Below are 19,370 nucleotides of genomic sequence, written 5' to 3' on the forward strand. Positions count from 1 at the left end.
TAGGCAACCGCCGCGATGTGGGCCAGATCACTGGAGGGCGTTGCGGTGGGCCACCGTGCCCGTGCGGTGGGCGGTCGTCGCGCTGCGCCGAACGGTCGTCCTGGGACGACGAACGGTTGCGTCTAGTCCTGGCGCTCGACGTCCACGTGCTCGGGGGTGTGCAGGCGGACCATCGTGCGCGACACGTTGCCGGGCACGGCGTCGCGGGTGAGCAGCGAGACGCCGATCATCAGGCCGAAGCCGATCGGGACGGTCCACGCCGCCGGCTGGCTCATCAGCACGCCCAGCCACCCGTCCGGTCCCCACACGATCGTCAGCACGGGCGCGATGCCGGCGCACAGGCCGCCACCGATCATCCCCGCGATGGCCCCGTGCGCGGTCAGCCCGCGCCACCAGATGCCCAGCACGAGCAGGGGGCAGAACGTGGACGCCGCCAGCGCGAAGGCGAAGGTGACCGAGTTGGCCACCGAGATGCGTTCGGCCGACAGGGCGAGGACCAGCGGGACCAGGATGCCCCCGGCGGCGGCCAGCCGCAGGGCCGTGATGGTGCTGAGGCGCCGGCCCGGGCGCTGCTCGGAGCGGGCCAGCCCCTGCCCGAGGACCCCGGCGATCGACATCGTCAGGCCGGACGACGTGGACAGGAAGGCCGCGAACGCCCCCGCCGTGAGCAGCGCCGCCAGCAGCTCGCCGGTGCTGCCGCCCAGCATGCGCGACGGGAGCTCCAGCACCACGGTGTCGGTGCGGCCCGCGGCCAGCAGGTCGCCGGCGTAGATGCGCCCCAGGACCCCGTAGATCGTCGGCAGGAGGTAGAAGGTGCCGAGCAGCGCCAGCACGATCAGCGTCGTGCGGCGCGCCGCGCGGCCGTCCGGGTTGGTGTAGAACCGCACCACGACGTGCGGCAGGCCCATCGTGCCCAGGAAGGTCGCGATCATGACCGAGTACGTCAGGTACAGGCCGGTGGCGTCGGTGCGGCCCAGCGGGGTGAACCAGTCCTGCGGCGCGACCGGGGACGGGCGGCCGTCGCTGGACCAGGCGTGCAGCAGGAAGAACACCGGGATCAGCAGGGCGGTGAGCTTCAGCCAGTACTGGAAGGCCTGCACGAAGGTGATGCTGCGCATGCCGCCCGAGACGACGTTGATGACCACGATCACCGCGACGAGCACCGTGCCGGCCCAGGTCGGGGCGCCGGTCACGGTGCGCAGCGTCAGCCCTGCGCCCTGGAACTGCGGGATGAGGTACAGCCAGCCGACCGCCACGACCAGGACGCTGGCCACCTCCCGCACCCGCACGGACTGCAGCCTGACCTGGGCGAAGTCCGGGATCGTGTAGGCGCCGGAGCGGCGCAGCGGGGCCGCCACGAACACCAGCAGCATCAGGTAGCCGGTGGTCCAGCCGATCGGGTACCAGAGCATGTCTGCCCCGTAGGCCAGCACGAGGCCGGCCACGCCGAGGAAGGAAGCCGCCGACAGGTACTCGCCGCCGATCGCGGAGCTGTTCCAGACCGGGCTGACCGATCGCGAGGCGACGTAGAAGTCGCTCGTGGTCCGGCTGAACCGCAGGCCGAACGCCCCGATGCCGAGCGTCGCGACGGCCACGAGGGCGACGGCCACGATGCCGTAGGTGGTGCTCACGGACGGCGGGCCTCGTCAGGATGCTGGGGATCGACCAGCTGGCTGAAGTCCCGCTCCGCGCGTTCTGCCTGGCGGATGTAGACCCAGCCCAGGCCGAACAGGCCCGGATAGACCAGGACGCCCAGGATCACCCAGGGCGCCGGCACCCCCAGCACCCGGAACTCGGTCACGGCGTCGGACAGCAGGAAGACCAGTGGCAGCGCGCCGATCGACAGCATCAGTGTGAGGGCCACGGTCAGCGCGGCCCGCAGCTGCGACCGGATGAGGGAGCGCATGTAGATCTCGCCGACCCCGGTCGACTCGTCGATCTCCTGGCGCACGCTGCGCCGCACGTGGGTCGGGGCGGAGGTCAGCGGGCTCGTGACGCGCACCCGTCCCGGGTGGGCCGCCGGCGGCTGGGGTGGCTCGGTCACAGCGCGCGTTCGTGGATCAGGTCGCGCAGGGCGCGCGTGTGCCGCCGCGCCACCGGCAGCTCGAGCAAGGAGGTCCCGGAGGGAACCAGGACGCTGCACCGCCCGGCCTGCGCGCGGATCTCCCGCACGTGCGCCAGGTTGACCACGATGCTGCGGTGGACCCGTACGAAGCCCGCCTCGGCCCACTGGTCGGCCAGGACGCCCAGTGGCGTCCGGACCAGGTGGCTGGCGCAGTCCTCGAGGTGCAGCCGCACGTAGTCGCCCTGCGCCTCGGCATGGGTCACGGACGACCGGGACACGAACCGGGTCACCCCGCCGAGCTCGACGGCGATCTGCTCATCGGCCGTGGCGGGAGCGTGCTCGCCGTCGGCGCAGGCCCGGCGGACGCTCTCGCGCAGCCGCTCCTCGCGGATGGGCTTGAGCAGGTAGTCGACGGCGTTCATCTCGAAGGCCTCCACCGCATGGGCCTCGTGGGCGGTCACGAACACGATGCGCGGCGGATCGCGGAACCGACCCAGGAGTCGGGCGATGTCGAGCCCGCTGAGCCCCGGCATCGCGACGTCCAGGAACACCACGTCGATCTCGTTCTGCTCGAGCACCCGCAAGGCGTCCGTCCCGCTGTGGCTGGCGCGGACCGAGGCGATCCGGTCATCGCGCTCGAGCAGCCAGACCAGCTCGTCGAGGACGGGTTGCTCGTCGTCGACGACCAGGGCGTGCAGGGCAGCGGACATGGACAGATCCTCGCGGAGCGTGACCGGCGCCACAACCCCCGTCGTCCGTCATGGGCTGCGGTCAGGGGACCGGGTCGACCGCCGGGGAGAACTTGGGCACGCGCAGCGACACCTTCGTGCCGTGCCCGGGTGCCGTCTCGACGACGATCCCGTACTGGTTGCCGTAGACCGTCCGCATGCGTTCGTCGACGTTCGCCAGACCGACCGAGGCGCTCGCGCTGCCGCCTGACAGCGCCGCGCGCACGACCTCCGGGTCGACGCCGGCGCCGTCGTCCTCGATGGTGATGAGGCACTCGTTGCCGGCGTCGAGCGCGGTGACGCTGATCGTCCCGTCGCCGGCGCGGCTCTCCAGCCCGTGCCGTACCGCGTTCTCGACCAGCGGCTGGACGGACAGGAACGGCAGGGTCACGCTCAGCACCTCGGGGGCGATGAGCGTGACGACCCGCAGGCGGTCCCCGAACCGGGCCTTCTCCAGCACGAGGTAGCGCTCGATCGAGCGCAGCTCCTCGGCGAGGGTCGTGAACTCGCCGTGCTGGCGGAACGAGTAGCGGGTGAAGTCGGCGAACTCCAGCAGCAGCTCGCGGGCGCGTTCGGGATCGGTGCGGACGAACGAGGCGATCGCGCCCAGGGAGTTGTAGATGAAGTGAGGGGAGATCTGTGCCCGCAGGGCGCGCAGCTCGGCCTCCATCAACGCCGTGCGGGACGCCGCGAGCTCGGCCAGCTCGAGCTGGCTGGACATCCAGCGGGCGACCTCGGTCGTGGCCCGGACAAGCCCCGCCGACACCTCGTCGGTCAGGATCACGATGGTGCCGATCACGACCCCCTCGACCGCCAAGGGGGCGACGATCGCCCGGCCCGAGGCCTGCGTCGTGCCACCGTCCATCGCCGCGCTCATCAGGTCGGCGACGTCCTCGGGGTCGACGGGGCCGTCCCAGGCCAGGGGCTGGCGGGTGTCGGTGATCGCGATGGTCCGGACGCCCAGCAGCGTCCGGACGTGGGGCAGGGCGCTCGCGGCGCTCTCGGCGTCCAGGCCCCGCCGCAGCGCGGGTGCGGCCAGTGCCGCGGTGTGCAGCGTCTCGTACGTCGCGCGGTCCTCCGCGGTGCCCAGGCTGGGTCGCCGGGACAGCAGCCACCACCGGGCGAAGCCCGCGACCGCGACGAGCGCGACGGCGGCGATGATCGCGGTCAGCAGGTTGTCCATCGCCCGACGCTATCGCCGGTGCCGGTCAGTCGTCGCCGATTCCGCGGGCGTGCAGCGCTGCGCCGGTCTCGTAGGCCTGCGCCACGGTGCGGATCGCCATCGGCACCACCAGTGCTCGGGGGCTGCGCTCGAGGCCGCGGGCCTTCGCGGCGGCGCGGGTCTCCTGCGCGATCGCCAGGACGCCGGGGATCGCGCCGATCATCAGGGAGAACGCGAGCGCGATCTTCTCGGGATTCACCCCGATCCGGCGGGCCGGGCGCAGGCCCCGCACGATCGCGTCCAGCATCGCGTCGACCCGCGTCGTGCCGGTGAAGACCAGCGCGGCGATCACCAGCGCCAGCAGGTCGCCGATGACGTGGATCGCGGTGGGCCAGCCGCGCTGCCAGACCTGGAAGGCCGCCACGAGGACGATGACCAGCAGCAGGGGGCGCAGCGCCCGCAGCACGGGGCGCACCGGCAGGCCGGCGACGGCGACCAGCAGCATCGACAGGGCGAGGAATCCCACCGCCGACCACGCACCGCTCACCAGCACGGTGACGATCCCGTACGCCGCCAGCAGGCCCAGCTTGGGTCCGGCCGGGATGCGGTGCAGCACCGTCGTGCCGGGCCGGTAGGTGCCCAGGGGTGAGGTGATCACCGGCCGACCCGGTCGCGGTAGAACGCGACGGCCTCGGCGGGTGCTCCGTCGAAGACGATGGCGGCGTCGTCCACGACCAGCGCCCGGTCGCAGCGAGCGGCGAGCTCGAGGTCGTGGGTCACCAGCACCAGCTGCTGGGGCAGGGAGAACAGCCGCTCGGCGACCAGCCGGGTGTTGCGCAGGTCGAGCAGGGTCGTCGGCTCGTCCGCGACGAGGACCCGCGGGCCCGTCGCCAGCACGCCGGCCAGGGCCAGCATCTGCTTCTGCCCACCGGACAGGGCGTGGACGGAGGTGTCGGCCTTGTCGCCCAGGCCGAGCTCGTCCAGGATCGCTCGGGCCTGCGCATGCCGCTCGGACTTGCGGGGCACGGATCGGCGCAAGGACAGCGCGATGTCCTCCAGGCACGTCGGCATGACGAGCTGGGCGTCCGGGTTCGTGAACACGAAGCCGACCTGACGGCGCACGGCCGGCCCGTCCTTGGCCGTGTCGAGCCCGTTGACCGTCACGGTTCCGGTCGTCGGCTCGACCAGCCCGTTGAGCAGCCGGGCGAACGTCGACTTGCCCGAGCCGTTGCCCCCGATCAGCGCGATGCGGTGCTCGCCCAGCTCGACCGTGGTCGGGCGCAGCAGGACGAGGTCACCGCCAGGGGTGTCGACCGTGACGGTGACCTCGTGGAGCGAGATCGTGGACGGCGCGCTCAGCGTCGGCTCACCAGCTGCGGGAAGGCGCGCAGGACCGCTGCCGCGACGACCGCCGCGAGGATGCCCTTGCCGATGTCGGCCACGAAGTACGGTGTCGCCAGCGCCCAGGCCGCCGACAGGCTGAGGTCGAGCTTGAGCGCCATGCCGAGCGCGCCCAGGGTGCCGACCACGGCGACGGTCACGATCGCGGCGACGACCGAGACGACCACCGTGAACAGGCCGGGGCTGCGGCGGGCGACCCGGTGCGCCACGAACCCGACGATGAGGGCGGCGAGCGGGAAGGCCAGCAGGTACCCGCCGGTCGCCGATGCCCACTCGGCCGGGCCGGCGGCGCCGCGGGCGAACACGGGCAGCCCTGCCGTCCCGACGGCGAGGTACAGCAGGACGCTCAGCACCCCGCGGACGGCGCCCAGCACGGAGGCAGCCAGGAAGATCGCGAACATCTGCAGGGTGAAGGGGGCGTTGGCGGCGGCGATCGTGATCTGTGCGCACACCGCCATGAGGGCCGCGAAGGTGGAGATCAGCGCGAGATCGGTAGGGCCGACGACGGGCCGTCGCGGGCCGGCGGACATCGTCGAGCTTCGCACGGCGGCCTCCCTCGGGTCGATACCTGAACGGTGCTCAGGTGAACGGTGTTCAGGTTAGTCTATGGAGGCGTACCGCCGTCAACAGTCAAGGGGATTCCATGCGCTATCGCCGTGAGGACATCGTCGAGCGGGCGGTGGGCGTCCTGGACGAGCACGGGCTGGCGGACCTGTCGATGCGGCGGATCGCCGCCGAGCTCGGCCTGCAGCCGTCGGCGCTGTACCACCACTTCGCCAGCAAGCAGGAGCTGTTGGCCGCGGTCGCCGACGAGCTGCTGGAGCGGGGCACCCGGCCCGAGGCGGGGGTCGACTCGTGGGACGCGCGGGTCGTCGCGCTGAGCCACGAGCTGCGCGACGCGATGCTGGCCTACCGGGACGGCGCCGAGCTCGTCGCGACGGTGCACGCCTTCGGCCTGGGCGTCAACGGGCCGTCCAGGCGCCTTGCCGCGGCAGTGCGGGATGCCGGTTTCGATGCCGAGTTCTCGCGGGCCGCGGCGATGACGGTGCTGCACTTCGTGTTCGGGCACGTGTCGGACGAGCAGACGCACCTGCAGGCCAACAGCGTCGGCGCGATCGATGCCGCGCCGGACGATCGCTCGGGGACGGACTCCTTCGACCTGGGACTGTCGCTGATCGTGGACGGCATCCGGCAGCGCCTGGCGGCCGCCGGGTCGGTCAGGCCCCGCGGCTGAGCTCGCGGACCTCGGGCAGGTCGACCGAGAACGCGATGCCGCAGTGCCGGCAGTGCCCGACCGGCGGCTCCTCGTGCAGGTCGACCTCGCCGTCGCAGATCTCGCAGATCAGCAAGACATCCAGAAACCGCAACGTGTCCATGCCTTCACAGTGAAAGCCTCACCCGACAGATCCAGGAAGATCCGTGGGGTGTTTCCCGCCCATGGCGAGCGGAGCGAGCAGGCGGCCCGATGCGAGCGCCAGCGAGCAGCGGAAGCGAGGGGCGAGGAACGAGCCCCGCCCGCCTACTACCAGGAGGCGTGGAGCGGGCGGCCCTCCTCGTAGCCGGCCGAGCTCTGCAGACCGACGACGGCGCGGGCGTGGAACTGCTCGATGGAGCGGGCGCCGGCGTAGGTGGCGCTGGATCGGACGCCCGCGATGATCGAGTCGACGAGGTCCTCGACGCCGGGGCGGTCCGGGTCCAGGAACATGCGCGAGGAGGAGATGCCCTCCTCGAACAGGGCCATGCGGGCCCGCTCGAAACCGGCGGCGTCACGGGTCCGGTTGGACACCGCGCGCGCCGAGGCCATTCCGAAGGACTCCTTGTAGGGGCGGCCGTCGGGGCCGGTGATGAGATCGCCGGGGCTCTCCAGCGTCCCGGCGAACCAGGAGCCGATCATGACGCTGGCGGCACCCGCGGCCAGGGCCAGCGCGACGTCGCGCGGGTAGCGCACGCCACCGTCGGCCCAGACATGTGCTCCGGCCTCCCGCGCCGCGGCCGCGCACTCCAGGACGGCCGAGAACTGCGGGCGTCCCACACCGGTCATCATCCGGGTCGTGCACATCGCGCCGGGGCCGACGCCGACCTTGACGATGTCGGCGCCCGCGGCCACCAGGTCGCGGACGCCGGAGGCCGACACGACGTTGCCGGCGGCGACGGGCACGCGGTGGCCGGTCGTCGCCTCATGGGCGTCGCGGGCGGCGACGACGACGGGCAGCGCCTCGAGCATCTTGTCCTGGTGGCCGTGGGCGGTGTCGACGACCAGGACGTCGATGCCCATCGCCAGCAGGGCTGCGGCCTTGCCGGACACGTCGCCGTTGATGCCGACCGCGGCACCGATGACCAGATGGCCGTCGGCGTCGACGGCAGGCTGGTAGATCGTGGAGCGCAGTGCGGACTTGCGGGTCAGCACGCCGGCCAGGACCCCGCCGTCCAGCACGGGCGCGAAGTCGACGTGGCGCGCCGACATCTCGTTGAAGCAGTCGCGGGGGTCGATGCCGACCTGGAAGGTCAGCACATCGGTCGTCATGACCTGCTGGACCTGGGTGAAGCGGTCGATCTCGGCGCCGTCGTGCTCGGTGACGATGCCCAGCACCTTGCCGTCCTCGACGACGACGGCGGCGCCGTGGGCGCGCTTGGGGATGAGGCTCAGCGCCTCGCCGACCGTGGTGCTGGGGGAGACCGACACCGGGGTGTCGTAGACGGTGTGGGCAGCCTTCACCCGGTCGACGGTCGCGGCGACGATGTCCAGCGGGATGTCCTGCGGGATGATCGCGATGCCGCCGCGGCGGGCGATCGTCTCGGCCATTCGCTTGCCGGAGACCGCGGTCATGTTGGCGACGACCAGCGGCAGCGTCGTCCCGGTGCCGTCCGTGGTCGACAGGTCCACGTCGAACCGGCTGGTGACGTCGGAGCGGGCCGGCACCATGAACACGTCGTTGTAGGTGAGGTCGTGCGAGGGCGCAAGATCGTTGAGGAACTTCACCCATCGAGTCTAGGTCGTCGCCGGGGACAGACCTAGCGGAAATCCAGCAACATCGTGTCCGGCGGCGGGACGTCCTGGCTCATGGCGGCCTTGTCGACCCGGGCGCGGATGCAGACCGTCTCGTGCCGCAGCCGCAGGAAGCCGGTCTGGCCGGCATAGCTGAGGAACAGGTCGCGCACCTGCGACAGGGCCGAGTCACCGACGGACGGGTGCTTGGTCGCCTCGGCGAACCTGAGCAGCCCCGGCAGGTCGAGCTTCTCCCAGCTGCCGACCTCGTGGGTCTCGGGCTCGCGGAACAGCCCCGAGGCGCTGAACGTGTCGGCCGGGATGGGGGCGCTGTCGCGGGCACCGGTGATCTCGCGCAGCTTGCGCATCCACGGGATGGAGTCGTCGTGGTGGCGCGAGATCGTCGAGAGCAGGCCGTCGCGGCGCAGGACCCGGGCGTACTCCGCCAGGGCGGTCGGGGCCTCGCGCAGCTCGGGGACGATCACGACGTCGAAGGCATCGCCCACGAACGGCAGCCGCTCGCCGGCGCTGCGGACGTACTGGATGTCGGGATGGCGGCTGGCCGTGACGTCGTCGCCGGCGACCACGACCTCGTGTCCCTGTTCGGCGAGCTGATAGGCCAGCGAGGCGTCGCCCAGGTGCAGGACGCAGGACAGGCGGTCCCCGACCAGCCACTTGGCCGTGCGGTCCTCGGGCGTTTCGATCACGTCATGAGGCTACTCGTTCGCTCTCGGGGCGGCGGGTACGCTTCGGTCGTGTCCGATCCCTTCATCTCGGCGGCCCTCCTGGAGGGCATCCCCTCGACGTACGCGGGCGCCCGCGACGGCATCGACTCGATCCTGCGGGACCGGGGTCTGCGGCGCAGCACGCCCGATGACACCGCCCGTTCCCTGCTGCTCGGCGCGGTCGCCACGGCCTCGCTGGAGGGCAGCTCGTACGACGCGGAGACGCTGGCTTCCGGCGGCGGCGACGAGGTGGCTCGCGGCGCGGTGCGGCTGTCGACCGAGCTGCTGGGCCTCCTGCCGGTGTGGAACCGGTCGCCCATCCAGGCCCTGGCCCGCATCCACTCGCTCGCCGCCTCCGAGACAGCCGACATCGCCGACCTCGGCCGGCCGGTCAATCCCGACGGCGTCGCGCGGCTCACCGAGCTGGCCTGGATGCTGGGCCAGCCGACGGAGGCGCCCGGCCTCGTGGTCGCTGCCCTCGTCAACGCCGAGATCACCGCGGCAGCGGCGTTCGCCACCCTCAACGGCGTCATCGGCCGCGCCGCCGAACGTCTGGTCCTGCTCTCCAAGGGCGTCGACCCGGCCTCGGTGCTGGTGCCGGAGGCCGGCCACGCCGCCGAGCCCGAGGGCTACCGCGCAGCCCTGGCCGCATACGCCAGCGGCACCCCGACCGGCGTGCACCAGTGGTTGATGTACGCCGCGCAGGCCTTCACCCGCGCCGCCGAGGCGTCCCCGCTCGCGCGCTGAGCACGACAACAACGGCGGCGGTACCGGTCAGATGACCGACACCGCCGCCGAACGGCGCAACTCGCCCGAGTACCAGGCGTGCTGGATCTGAGTCGTCGTGTCTCCAGGAGTCCCTGAGTGGACTGGAGTCCGTCGAGCGACTGTCCCATTCAGATGGGTGATCGCCGCGTGGGTTTCGAGGTGCCTTGCCGTTTGTTGTGTTGGTTCATGTGTACGCCGGATGAGGCCGCAGCAAAAGGGCTACCCGTCCGTAATGTTGTGCGCCCTGCTTCACAAGCACCCGGGACACGATCTCCCGGGCGGCTCAGCGGGACCTCAGTCGTTGCCGCGCTTGCGGCGCGACACGACGCTCGCCGCAACCGCGCTGACCGCTCCGGCCACGACGGCCGCCGCGGCGGCCTTGCCCACCTTGGTGTCCAGGCCGAGGCGGCGCCGCAGCGCCACGGGACGGGCGAACACCAGGATCGGCCAGCCGTTCTCGCCGGCCAGCTTGCGCAGCGACTTGTCGGGGTTGACCGCGAAGGGATGGCCCACCGCCTCGAGCATCGGGACGTCTGTCTCGGAGTCGGAGTACGCGAAGGACTCGGACAGGTCGTACCCGCGATCCTGGGCGAGCCGCCGCATCGCCACGGCCTTGTTCGGCCCGTAGGCGTAGAAGTCGACCTCGCCGGTGTATCGACCGTCCTCGGCCACCAGCGTGGTCGCGATGACGTGGTCGACGCCCAGCATCGCGCCGATCGGCTCAACGACCTCGATGCCGGATGCGGACACGATGATGACATCGCGTCCGGCGGCCTGGTGCTGCTCGATCAGCGTCACGGCCTCCTCGAACACGATCGGGTCGATGATGGTGTGCAGGGTCTCGGCCACGGACTGGCGCACGACCTCCACCTCCCACCCGGTGACCATCTGCGTCAGGTAGGCGCGCATCTTCTCGAGCTGGTCGTGGTCCGCGCCGCTCAGCGAGAACATGAAGTTGGCGTAGGCGCTGCGTAGCACCGCCCGGCGGTTGAGCAGGCCACCGTCGTAGAAGGGCTTGCCGAAGGCAAGCGTGCTCGACTTGGCGATGATGGTCTTGTCGAGGTCGAAGAATGCGGCAGTCCGCGAAGGGCTCACCCCCTCAGGATAGGACGATCCACAGCGGGGCGGGCCAGGCTGCGCCGTCCACAGGGCACCGAGTTCGGGCTTTCCGCGGTGATCCGACGCCGGAATCGTCGGGCGCATGACCGATGCCCCCGCGCCCCTCATCGCCACGACGGACGAGCGGTTGGTCGACGACGGCATGCGCTGGTGTGCGGCGGTCGGCGCGACGCCGCAGCTCGCCCATGACCTGACGGGTGTCCGGAGGGCCTGGCGGACGGCCGCTGCGGTCGTCGTCGGGGAGGACCTCGTCGAGGAGATCGCGCGGGCGGCGTTGCCGCGCCGTGAGCACGTGCTGGTCGTCGCGCACGACCCGGACCGGTGGTGGCCGACGGCCGTCGCGCTGGGGGCCACCGCGGTCTGCCGCGCCGGGGACGAGGACCGAGCCGTCGAGCTGTTGTCCGCCGCGCTGGACGGGACCGGCGAGGCGTGTGTCGTCTCGGTGGTCGGGGGCGCCGGCGGCGCCGGCGCGTCCACACTCACCGCTGCCCTCGGGCTGGCGGCACGGCGACGCCACCTGCGTCCGCTCGTGGTGGACGCCGATCCGCTGGGCGGCGGCCTCGACCTGGTGCTGGGAGCCGAGCGCGCCGAGGGCGTCCGGTGGGAGGACTTCGGGGCGACCCGGGGACGGCTCGACGCCGCGTCGCTGGCCGATGTGCTGCCGGCACGCGACGGCGTCAGCCACCTGGCCTGGGCGCGGGAGGGCCCACGCCGGCTTCCGCAGTCCTGGTCGGCGGTGCTGTCGGCGGCCGTGCGGGCCTACGACCTGGTCGCGGTCGACGTGCCCCGACACCTGGACGATGCGGGGATCGAGATCATCGGCCGGTCCGTCCTGACCCTGGTCGTCGTGCCGGAGGAGATCGCCGCCGTCGCGGCAGCGCGGCACCTGCTGGCCGCAGTGCGACGCGGCGCCCCCGCCGTCGGTCTGGTCAGCGTGCGGCGTCCGTCCGGCATCGGCCCGACGGCCGTGGCGGACGCCCTCGAGCTGCCGGTGCTGGCGCGCGTCCGCCCGGATCGCCGGGTCCGGGGCGCGGTCGACCGCGGGCACGGACCACGGCGGTCCAGATCCCTGCGCCGGGTGGCGGGCACCGTGCTGGACGCACTGGGGCTCGAGCCGTGAGCGATCAGCCGATCGTCGACCGGATCCGCCGGCGCCTGAGCGCCGACTCGTCCGATCCCACGCCCAGCAGCGTCGCCGAGGCGCTGCGCGCCGAGCACCAGGTGGCCGGCAGCAGCACGGTGCTGCGACTGGTCGACCAGCTCCGCAGCGAGACCCGCGGCGCCGGCCTGCTGGACCCGCTGCTCGCGATGCCCGATGTCACCGACGTGCTGGTCAACGGCCCCGACGACGTCTACGTCGACCGAGGGCTGGGGCTCGAGGCGATGGCGGTCCGCTTCGAGGACGATGACGCGGTGCGCCGCCTCGCCCAGCGGCTGGCCGCGCAGGCCGGCCGTCGCCTGGACGATGCGAGCCCGTGGGTCGACGCACGGTTGCACGACGGCACCCGCCTGCACGCGGTACTGGCACCCTTGGCGCGGCCCGGCACCGTGATCTCGCTGCGGATTCCCGCCCGGCGCTCCTACAGCCTGGCCGCGCTGCGCGAGGCCGGGTCGTTGACGGGCGACGGGCTGCACCTGCTGCAACGCCTGGTCTCGTCCCGGGCGGCCTTCCTGGTGACCGGGGGAACCGGCACGGGCAAGACCACGCTGCTGTCGGCGCTGCTGTCGGAGGTGGCGCCGGCCGAGCGAATCGTGGTCGTCGAGGACGCCACCGAGCTGCGGCCCGACCACCCACACGTCGTCGGCCTGGAGGCGCGTCCGGCCAATGCCGAAGGGGCGGGTCGGGTCACGGTCCGCGACCTGGTCCGTCAGGCGCTGCGCATGCGACCCGACCGGCTCGTCGTGGGGGAGGTCCGGGGTGCCGAGGTCGTCGACCTGCTCGCGGCGCTCAACACCGGGCACGAGGGCGGCTGCGGCACGGTGCACGCCAACTCCACGGCCGACGTCCCGGCGCGGTTCGAGGCGCTCGGCGTCGCGGCCGGGCTGCCGCGGGAGGCGGTGCACAGCCAGCTCGCGGCCGGCATCGACGTCGTCGTCCACGTCGCTCGCTCGCGCGGAGGACTCCGCACCGTCGACCAGGTCGCGGTGATCGAACGGACCGCCGGCGGTGTCGTCTCGTGTGCCCCGGCGGTCACGTTCCGCGACGGGCGCACGGTCGAGGGACGCGGCAGCGAACGGCTCCTGGAGGTGCTGGGGTGAGCGTGGCCGCAGCACTGCTGACCGCGACGGCGGTCCTCCTGCGGTGGCCGTCGGGCAGCTGGCGGCTGCGCCGCCGCCTGGGAGGTCGCGCGCAGATCCCGAGGGGGTGGGCGATGTTGGCGGCCACGGCGATCGCCGCATCCGCCCTGCCCCTGCTCCCGGCGGTGTCGGGGCCGCGGGTGGTGCTGGCCGCGACGGCCGCGGGCGTCATCTGGTTCGGCGCGGGTCAGCTGGGCCGGTCACGTCGGCGCGACCGCATGGCCCGGCTCCGCAGCGAGAGCATCGAGCTGGTGGGCCTGATGGCGGCCGAGCTGCGCGCCGGGGTGCTGCCACAGCGGATGCTGACGGGACTGGCCGGGGACTTCGAGGTCGTGGCCGCCGCGGCGCGTGCCGCGGAGCTGGGTGGCGACGTGCCGGCCGTCCTGCGCGAGGCGGCCACCGAGCCCGGTCGTGGCCTGCTGCGCGACCTGGCCGGCGCCTGGCAGGTGGCCGACCGTTCGGGAGCGCCCCTGGCCACGGTCCTGGACCGGTTGGAGCAGTCCGCCCGGATCGATCGCGAGATCGCCCGCGAGATCGAGTCCGGGGTTGCGCCGGCCCGCGCCACCGGCCGTCTCATGGCCGCGCTCCCGGTCCTGGGGCTGATGCTGGGCTCGGGCATGGGCGGAGATCCGGTCGCGGTGCTCACGTCGACCTGGATCGGGGTCCTGTGCCTCGCCGCCGGGTGCGCCTTGGCCTGTGCGGGGATCGCCTGGATCGAGCACATCGCGGCCTCCGCCGCGCAGCCGCCGTGAGCGCAGCGCTGCTCGCCGCGCTGGCGGCCTGGTGTGCGGTGCCGCCGTCGGCCAGGCCGCGGGCCCGACGTGTCCTGCTGGCCCCTGCCGTGTCGCGCCGGGCCGAGCCGGCAGTCGTGGCCGCGGCACTCGTCCCGGTGGCGGCGGTGGTCGTGCTCGGGCCGGCGTGGGGGATCGTGGTCGGGCTGGTCCTCGTGCCACTCACGTACCGGGCCGTCGGGCGTCTGGAGTCGACGGCGGCGCGCCGGCGAGCGGCCCGCATCGAGGCGGACCTGCCCGGCGCCCTCGACCTGGTGGTCGCCGCGCTCCTGGTGGGCCGGCCACCTGTCACGGCATTCACCCTCGCCGCCGAGGCGACCCGCGAGCCGCTGGGAGCCGAGCTCGCCGTCGTGGCCGGCCGTCTCGCGCTGGCGGCCGATCCGGAGTCCGTCTGGCGCACGATGGCGCACGACCCGGGACTGGCGCCCGTCGGGCGAGCGTTCCGGCGGGCCATGGCGTCGGGCATGCCGGTGGCCGAGATCGTCAGGGGCGTCGCCGACGAGCTGCGGCGCGAGCGAGCCGCCCGGCAGCGCGAGCGCAGCCAGCGCGTCGGCGTGCGGACGGCCGCGCCCTTGGGGCTGTGCTTCCTGCCGGCGTTCTTCCTGATCGGCATCGTCCCCACGATCGTGGCGACCTTCAGCTCGCTGTCCTGGTGATGTCCACACCGGGTGGCCGCGGTCGGACTGTCCCCAGCCCTTGGTCGTCGATCGCAGAACCGGCGTCCGGTTCCCCATCTTCTGGTCGACACATCCACCCATGAAGGGACGATCCATGAAGAAGCTGTTCAACCGCGACGAGTCGGGCATGTCGACCTCGGAGTACGCCGTCGGCACGCTGGGCGCCTGCACGATCGGCGGTGTGCTGGTCAAGATCGGCCAGTCCGAGTGGTTCGGAGACCTGGTCCGGGACCTGTTCGACAAGATCCCCGGGATCCTGCCGTTCTGACCACTCCGGGGCGGTGCGGTGGCGCCGCCCCGGCCCGCTCTCCGGAAGGATCTTCCATGACCCAACAAGACGATGAGGGAACGACGACCGCCGAGTACGCGGTGGGCACGATCGGCGCCTGCACCCTCGCGCTCGTGCTCCACGAGCTCGTGGCCGACGGCTACTGGTTCGAGCGTGTCACCGAGATCTTCGTGCGGGCCCTCAGATGGCACAACTTCCTCGACGGGGTGCCCATCCCGCGGATCAGGCTGCGATGAGGCGCGAGCGCGGCATGGTCACGGCCGAGCTGATGACGGTCATGCCCTTCGCGATCGCTCTGGCGTTCGCCCTGCTGTGGGTCGTGTCGCTCGGGCTCACCCAGGTCCGCCTCGCCGATGCGTCGCGGGAGTCCGCCCGCATGGTGGCCCGCGGGGAGTCGCAGCACGCGGCCGAGGCCATGGCCAAGCGACACGCTCCCGGACGCGCGACCGTCGACGTCACGACACGCGACGGGGTGGTGACGGTGACCGTGGCGACGAGGTCGCAGCTGCCGATCCCGTTCTTCTCGGGGGTCGGTTCGCGTCCGATGCAGTCCACCTCGGTGGCTGCTGCGGAGATCCCATGAGGGACCGCGGCGCGATGGCCGTCCACGCCGTGACGCTCTCGATCCTGCTGGTCGTGGTGGCGCTGGTCGTCGTCCAGGGAGCAGGCCTGGTGCGGATGCGGCACCGGGTCGCGGCGGCGGCCGACCTGGCGGCCCTGGCCGCGTCCCAGGCCAGCGTCGAGGGCCGGGACGGTTGCCGCGTCGCACGGTCCATTGCCCGCCGCAACGGGGCGGAGCTGACCCGGTGCCGCATGGACTACGACGTCGCGACGGTCACCGCCCGGGCCACGAGCCCGCCCTGGTGGGGCGGCCGCTGGGCCACCGAGCAACGGGCCCGCGCGGCGCCGGAGTCCTATGTGGCGCGGTGACGGCTCAGCCGCGCCGCAGGACGCGCCGGGCGGCCCGAACCGCGGCCCGTTTGCGCTCGATGAGCCGGCGCTCGCGATCGCTGACCGTGAAGCCCTTCGCGGGGGTCTGCAGAGTGCGGAACCGGTCGGGGGAGTCGTTGGTGTGCTTCTTGCCCTTCGCGCGCAGCTCTTTGTCCCGTTCGGGGCTGCGATCGCGCGGCAGCCGACGCAGGACGGCGTAGAACTCCAGCTCGTTGGGACGCGTGTTCTGGACCTTTTCGACGATGAACTCGCACAGGCCCAGCTCGCCCAGCTCGTTGATCTGCTGGATCAGGGTGAGCGGGCGGAACGTCCAGACATGTGAGTCGACGTACCGGCCGGCCTTGGCCTGCTCGACCCCGGCCATGACGAGGGGCAGGCCATGTTGTCTGGACCCGGCGAGGCCGGGTCTCTTGTCGGCCCACGCCTCGGCGGCCGTGATGGTCGAGGCGGAGCGCAGGTAGTCGTACACGGCGCGGACGCTGGGGATCAGATCCTGCTGGTGGTGGGCCTGCAGCATCTGCCCGACGGTCGTCTGGGGCCGGTAGGCGTCGAAGGAGTAGCGAGTGTCCGGCACGGCGAGCACCAGCGCGCCGTCGTCGCGCAGCAGCGTCGCGATGTCGTCGAGCCAGGTGATCAGGTCCGGGACGTGCTCGATGACGTGGGACGCCAGGACCCACGAGTACGGCGCGTTGGCCTTCGCGGCTTCCGACAGCGGACGGATGGTGCCGTCGGGGCCGGTCAGTGGGAAGTCGACCGGCGCGATGTCATCCCCGGGGATGTTCGGGTCGCCGGCGTAGTGGGCCACGAGCTCCTCGGTGGGGAGGATGTCGACATAGCTGACGTCCCAGTCCGACTTGCGCATGATCGGGTTGTGGAGGGGAGCGATCTCCAGCCCCGGCCCGTGATCGAGGTCGGTCAGCTCGATGATCCTTCGCGAACGCTCGTCCATCGTCACAATTGCGTCTCCTGGTCGGGGGCGGCTACCCCGATCAGAATGGTGCACGGGGGACGCCCCGGCAACCTCCTCGCGGCATGCGCGTCGCTAGCGCGCCGGTGGCGGCGTCGACGGAGCGTCGGCCAGGAAGGCGTCCAGCAGGCGGATTGCGCCGGCCTTGTCGAGCGGCTCGTTGCCGTTGCCGCACTTGGGCGAGTACACGCACGACGGGCAGCCGTCGGGGCATGCGCACGCCGCGATCGCATCGCGCGTGACCCGCAGCCACGTGGCGGCGAGCTCGTAGCCCCGCTCGGCGAAGCCGGCTCCGCCGGGATATCCGTCGTAGACGAAGACGGTCAGCGTCCCGGTGTCGGGGTGCAGGGCGGTCGACACGCCGCCGATGTCCCAGCGGTCGCACGTGGCCAGCAGCGGCAGCAGGCCGATGGCCGCGTGCTCGGCGGCGTGGGCCGAACCGGGGACGTCCTCGGTGCCCATCGTCGCCGCGACGACCTCGGGCGACAGCGTCCACCAGACGGCCTTGGTCAGCAGCGACCGTGCCGGCAGGTCGAGCAGCTCCTCGCCGAGGATCCCGCCGCCGGTCGTGCTGCGCATGAGGTATGCCACGACCTGGTTGACGACCTCGACGGAGCCGAACGACATCGCGGCGGCGCCCCACTGCTCGGTGCGCTCCGTCTCGGTGATCGCGATCTCGGTGATGGACCGCGCCGACGTGGAGTACTCGGGGTTGTCCCGGTGCACCATCGCGACCCCGTGCTCGACGTCGTACTCGTCCACGACGTGCACATCGCCCTGGTGCACGTAGACGGCTCCCTCGTGCACCGTCGAGTCCGCCGATCCGGCGTCGACCGTCCCGATGAGCCGCCCGGTCGAGGCATCGACGATCTGGACGGGGGCGCCACCGCTGGAGCGGATGTCGGCCAGGTCGCTGGCGCGCTCACGCTTGGTCCAGAACCATCCGGCCTGCCGCTTGCGCAACCAGCCGGCCGCCTCCAGCGCCTCGACCCCCTCGGCCGCTCGGGGGCCGAACATCGAGAAGTCCTCCTCGGTGAGGGGCAGCTCCTGGGCCGCAGCCGCCAGGTGGGGGCCGAGGACGTAGGGATTGTCCGGGTCGAACACGGATGCCTCGACCGCCGTGCCGAGCAGGGCCTCGGGATGGTGCACCAGATAGGTGTCGATCGGCTCGTCGCGCGCGACCAGGATCCCGATCGAGTCGCGTCCCGCCCGTCCGGCCCGGCCGAACTGCTGCTGCAGGGCGGCCCGGGTGCCGGGAAAGCCGACCGTGATGACGGCGTCGAGGCCGGCGACGTCGATGCCCAGCTCGAGGGCGTTGGTGCTGGCCAGCCCCAGCAGGTCTCCGCTCCGCAGCCGGTGCTCCAGGTCGCGGCGCTCCTCGGGCAGGTAGCCGCCGCGGTAGGTGGCGACACGCCCCACCAGCTCCGGGTCGACCTCGGCCAGTCGCCGCTGTGCCGTCGCCGCGACGGTCTCGGCGCCACGACGCGACCGGACGAAGGCGATCGTCCGGACCTTGCCGATCACCAGGTCGGTCAGCAGCTCGCCGGCCTCCGAGGTGGCCGAGCGTCGCACCACGGTGGCCGACTCCGGATCGAGCCCCGGAAGGATCGGCGGCTCCCACAGTGCGATCGTGCGGGCGGCGTGCGGGGAGGCGTCGTCGGTCACGGGCACCACGTCCAGCCCGGTCAGCCGTCCCGCGAACACCTCCGGCTCGGCGACGGTCGCCGACGACAGCACGAACGTCGGGTCGGCCCCGTAGTGCGCGCAGATGCGACGCAGCCGCCGCAGGACGTGCGCGACGTGGGCGCCGAACACGCCGCGGTAGTGGTGGCACTCGTCGATCACGACATGGGTGAGCCCACCCAGCACCCGGGCCCAGCGGGCGTGTGCCGGGAGGATCGAGTGGTGCAGCGTGTCGGGATTGGTGAGCAGGTAGTTCGCGTGGTCGCGGGCCCAGGCGCGTTCCTCCCGCGAGTTGTCCCCGTCGACGGTCGCCGGACGCGCGAAGGCCGAGGCCCCTGCGAGGCGGCGCAGCTGGTCGGCGGCGAGGGCCTTGGTCGGCGCGAGGTACAGCACGGTCGGGCGGCGATTGCCGCGCAGCGCGCTGCCGGTGCGTCCGGCGGCCAAGCCGGTCAGGGCAGGGGCCTGGAACACCAGTGACTTGCCCGAGGCCGTACCGGTCGAGATGACGGTGTGCCGACCGGCGTGCACGTGGTGCAGCGCCTCGGCCTGGTGGCCCCACAGGGTCTCGATGCCCTCAGCTGCGTACATGGCCCGGACGTCCGGGTCGATCCAGTCCGGCCACGGCTCGACGACGGCCTCGCGGGCGGGAACCTGCTCGACGTGGGTCACCCGGTCGCCGTAGCGCAGCACGAGATCGGCGGGGTCCACCCCCTGATTCTCCCAGAGCACAGGTCAGCGGCGCCCGCCCGCGTCTCCCGAC

23 protein-coding genes are annotated in these 19,370 nt (G+C 72.6%); 10 read left to right on the forward strand and 13 right to left on the reverse strand.

All coding sequences use genetic code 11. The annotated features are described in order from the left end of the window. Positions 1-122: 122 nt before the first annotated feature. The 7 genes from NQV15_RS01320 to NQV15_RS01350 all read right to left on the reverse strand — a co-directional run bounded on the left by NQV15_RS01320 (position 123) and on the right by NQV15_RS01350 (position 5,901). Positions 123-1,631: a sodium/solute symporter gene (locus tag NQV15_RS01320; RefSeq protein WP_232403130.1), complete on the reverse strand. Its 1,509-nt coding sequence runs from the start codon at positions 1,629-1,631 to the stop codon at positions 123-125. Continuing rightward, positions 1,628-2,044: a hypothetical protein gene (locus NQV15_RS01325; RefSeq protein ID WP_232403132.1), complete on the reverse strand. Its 417-nt coding sequence runs from the start codon at positions 2,042-2,044 to the stop codon at positions 1,628-1,630. Before NQV15_RS01325 ends, NQV15_RS01320 begins: the two co-directional genes overlap by 4 nt. Further along, positions 2,041-2,775, reverse strand: coding sequence for a LytR/AlgR family response regulator transcription factor (locus NQV15_RS01330; RefSeq protein ID WP_232403134.1), 735 nt, complete (start codon positions 2,773-2,775; stop codon positions 2,041-2,043). The genes NQV15_RS01325 and NQV15_RS01330 overlap by 4 nt, the downstream gene beginning before the upstream one ends. Positions 2,776-2,836: 61 nt before the next feature. Continuing rightward, positions 2,837-3,976: a sensor histidine kinase gene (locus NQV15_RS01335; RefSeq protein WP_232403136.1), complete on the reverse strand. Its 1,140-nt coding sequence runs from the start codon at positions 3,974-3,976 to the stop codon at positions 2,837-2,839. A 25-nt stretch (positions 3,977-4,001) separates the two neighbouring features. After that, entirely contained in the window at positions 4,002-4,613 is a 612-nt protein-coding gene (locus NQV15_RS01340) for an energy-coupling factor transporter transmembrane component T family protein (RefSeq protein ID WP_232403138.1), read from the reverse strand. Then, entirely contained in the window at positions 4,610-5,422 is an 813-nt protein-coding gene (locus tag NQV15_RS01345; RefSeq protein WP_232403472.1) for an energy-coupling factor ABC transporter ATP-binding protein, read from the reverse strand. The genes NQV15_RS01340 and NQV15_RS01345 overlap by 4 nt, the downstream gene beginning before the upstream one ends. Next, positions 5,311-5,901 carry a biotin transporter BioY gene (locus tag NQV15_RS01350; RefSeq protein ID WP_232403143.1) on the reverse strand — a complete coding sequence of 197 codons (591 nt, stop codon included), beginning with the start codon at positions 5,899-5,901 and terminating at the stop codon, positions 5,311-5,313. Before NQV15_RS01350 ends, NQV15_RS01345 begins: the two co-directional genes overlap by 112 nt. Positions 5,902-5,999: 98 nt before the next feature. Here NQV15_RS01350 and NQV15_RS01355 point away from each other — a divergent pair, with 98 nt between their 5' ends. Next, the gene (locus NQV15_RS01355) at positions 6,000-6,590 is read left to right on the forward strand and encodes a TetR/AcrR family transcriptional regulator C-terminal domain-containing protein (RefSeq protein ID WP_232403145.1); all 591 of its coding nucleotides are present in this window, start codon (positions 6,000-6,002) and stop codon (positions 6,588-6,590) included. Here NQV15_RS01355 and NQV15_RS01360 read toward each other — a convergent pair. From NQV15_RS01360 to NQV15_RS01370, 3 genes are all read right to left on the reverse strand, one after another. After that, complete coding sequence (locus NQV15_RS01360) at positions 6,574-6,732, reverse strand: hypothetical protein (protein WP_232403147.1); 159 nt, start codon at positions 6,730-6,732, stop codon at positions 6,574-6,576. The two genes, NQV15_RS01355 and NQV15_RS01360, sit on opposite strands and share 17 nt — an antisense overlap. 146 nt (positions 6,733-6,878) lie before the next feature. Next, positions 6,879-8,336, reverse strand: a complete 1,458-nt coding sequence (locus tag NQV15_RS01365; RefSeq protein WP_232403148.1) for a GuaB1 family IMP dehydrogenase-related protein — start codon at positions 8,334-8,336, stop codon at positions 6,879-6,881. A gap of 32 nt (positions 8,337-8,368) precedes the next feature. Further along, positions 8,369-9,049, reverse strand: a complete 681-nt coding sequence (locus NQV15_RS01370) for a class I SAM-dependent methyltransferase (RefSeq protein ID WP_232403149.1) — start codon at positions 9,047-9,049, stop codon at positions 8,369-8,371. Positions 9,050-9,097: 48 nt separating this feature from the next. On the opposite strand from NQV15_RS01370, the gene NQV15_RS01375 reads away from it, so the two are divergent. Next, positions 9,098-9,814 carry an oxidoreductase gene (locus tag NQV15_RS01375; RefSeq protein WP_232403150.1) on the forward strand — a complete coding sequence of 239 codons (717 nt, stop codon included), beginning with the start codon at positions 9,098-9,100 and terminating at the stop codon, positions 9,812-9,814. Between the two features lie 315 nt (positions 9,815-10,129). Here the strand turns inward: NQV15_RS01375 and NQV15_RS01380 are convergent, their stop codons facing one another. Next, positions 10,130-10,930: an HAD family hydrolase gene (locus tag NQV15_RS01380; protein WP_232403151.1), complete on the reverse strand. Its 801-nt coding sequence runs from the start codon at positions 10,928-10,930 to the stop codon at positions 10,130-10,132. 106 nt (positions 10,931-11,036) lie between these two features. Between NQV15_RS01380 and ssd the strand changes: the two genes are divergently transcribed. The 8 genes from ssd to NQV15_RS01420 all read left to right on the forward strand — a co-directional run bounded on the left by ssd (position 11,037) and on the right by NQV15_RS01420 (position 15,939). Beyond that, positions 11,037-12,074, forward strand: coding sequence for a septum site-determining protein Ssd (gene ssd / locus NQV15_RS01385; RefSeq protein WP_232403152.1), 1,038 nt, complete (start codon positions 11,037-11,039; stop codon positions 12,072-12,074). Then, complete coding sequence (locus NQV15_RS01390; RefSeq protein ID WP_232403159.1) at positions 12,071-13,213, forward strand: TadA family conjugal transfer-associated ATPase; 1,143 nt, start codon at positions 12,071-12,073, stop codon at positions 13,211-13,213. The genes ssd and NQV15_RS01390 overlap by 4 nt, the downstream gene beginning before the upstream one ends. A 2-nt stretch (positions 13,214-13,215) precedes the next feature. Further along, the gene (locus tag NQV15_RS01395) at positions 13,216-14,004 is read left to right on the forward strand and encodes a type II secretion system F family protein (RefSeq protein WP_257125079.1); all 789 of its coding nucleotides are present in this window, start codon (positions 13,216-13,218) and stop codon (positions 14,002-14,004) included. After that, positions 14,001-14,699, forward strand: a complete 699-nt coding sequence (locus NQV15_RS01400) for a type II secretion system F family protein (RefSeq protein WP_232403169.1) — start codon at positions 14,001-14,003, stop codon at positions 14,697-14,699. Before NQV15_RS01395 ends, NQV15_RS01400 begins: the two co-directional genes overlap by 4 nt. 115 nt (positions 14,700-14,814) lie before the next feature. Further along, a complete protein-coding gene (locus NQV15_RS01405) occupies positions 14,815-14,988 on the forward strand; it encodes a DUF4244 domain-containing protein (protein ID WP_232403171.1) in 174 nt (57 codons plus the stop codon). Between the two features lie 56 nt (positions 14,989-15,044). Next, complete coding sequence (locus NQV15_RS01410) at positions 15,045-15,245, forward strand: DUF4244 domain-containing protein (protein ID WP_232403173.1); 201 nt, start codon at positions 15,045-15,047, stop codon at positions 15,243-15,245. Then, entirely contained in the window at positions 15,242-15,592 is a 351-nt protein-coding gene (locus NQV15_RS01415; protein ID WP_232403175.1) for a TadE family type IV pilus minor pilin, read from the forward strand. The genes NQV15_RS01410 and NQV15_RS01415 overlap by 4 nt, the downstream gene beginning before the upstream one ends. After that, positions 15,589-15,939 (forward strand): Rv3654c family TadE-like protein, encoded by a 351-nt coding sequence (locus tag NQV15_RS01420; protein ID WP_232403177.1) that lies wholly within the window; start codon positions 15,589-15,591, stop codon positions 15,937-15,939. Before NQV15_RS01415 ends, NQV15_RS01420 begins: the two co-directional genes overlap by 4 nt. A gap of 4 nt (positions 15,940-15,943) precedes the next feature. Here the strand turns inward: NQV15_RS01420 and NQV15_RS01425 are convergent, their stop codons facing one another. Next, on the reverse strand, positions 15,944-16,909 hold the full coding sequence (locus NQV15_RS01425) for a class I SAM-dependent methyltransferase (protein ID WP_232403179.1): 966 nt from the start codon (positions 16,907-16,909) through the stop codon (positions 15,944-15,946). Positions 16,910-17,002: 93 nt separating this feature from the next. Next, positions 17,003-19,318, reverse strand: a complete 2,316-nt coding sequence (locus tag NQV15_RS01430; protein ID WP_232403181.1) for a DEAD/DEAH box helicase — start codon at positions 19,316-19,318, stop codon at positions 17,003-17,005. Positions 19,319-19,370 lie beyond the last annotated feature (52 nt).

The organism is Aeromicrobium wangtongii (genome assembly GCF_024584515.1).
GTDB lineage: Bacteria > Actinomycetota > Actinomycetes > Propionibacteriales > Nocardioidaceae > Aeromicrobium > Aeromicrobium wangtongii.

Coding starts and splice junctions, on each gene's coding strand:
- NQV15_RS01410 (WP_232403173.1), top strand. CDS start 15,045: ATGACCCAACAAGACGATGAGGGAACGACGACCGCCGAGTACGCGGTG.
- NQV15_RS01330 (WP_232403134.1), bottom strand. CDS start 2,775: ATGTCCGCTGCCCTGCACGCCCTGGTCGTCGACGACGAGCAACCCGTC.
- NQV15_RS01425 (WP_232403179.1), bottom strand. CDS start 16,909: ATGGACGAGCGTTCGCGAAGGATCATCGAGCTGACCGACCTCGATCAC.
- NQV15_RS01420 (WP_232403177.1), top strand. CDS start 15,589: ATGAGGGACCGCGGCGCGATGGCCGTCCACGCCGTGACGCTCTCGATC.
- NQV15_RS01355 (WP_232403145.1), top strand. CDS start 6,000: ATGCGCTATCGCCGTGAGGACATCGTCGAGCGGGCGGTGGGCGTCCTG.
- ssd (WP_232403152.1), top strand. CDS start 11,037: ATGACCGATGCCCCCGCGCCCCTCATCGCCACGACGGACGAGCGGTTG.
- NQV15_RS01415 (WP_232403175.1), top strand. CDS start 15,242: ATGAGGCGCGAGCGCGGCATGGTCACGGCCGAGCTGATGACGGTCATG.
- NQV15_RS01360 (WP_232403147.1), bottom strand. CDS start 6,732: ATGGACACGTTGCGGTTTCTGGATGTCTTGCTGATCTGCGAGATCTGC.
- NQV15_RS01335 (WP_232403136.1), bottom strand. CDS start 3,976: ATGGACAACCTGCTGACCGCGATCATCGCCGCCGTCGCGCTCGTCGCG.
- NQV15_RS01405 (WP_232403171.1), top strand. CDS start 14,815: ATGAAGAAGCTGTTCAACCGCGACGAGTCGGGCATGTCGACCTCGGAG.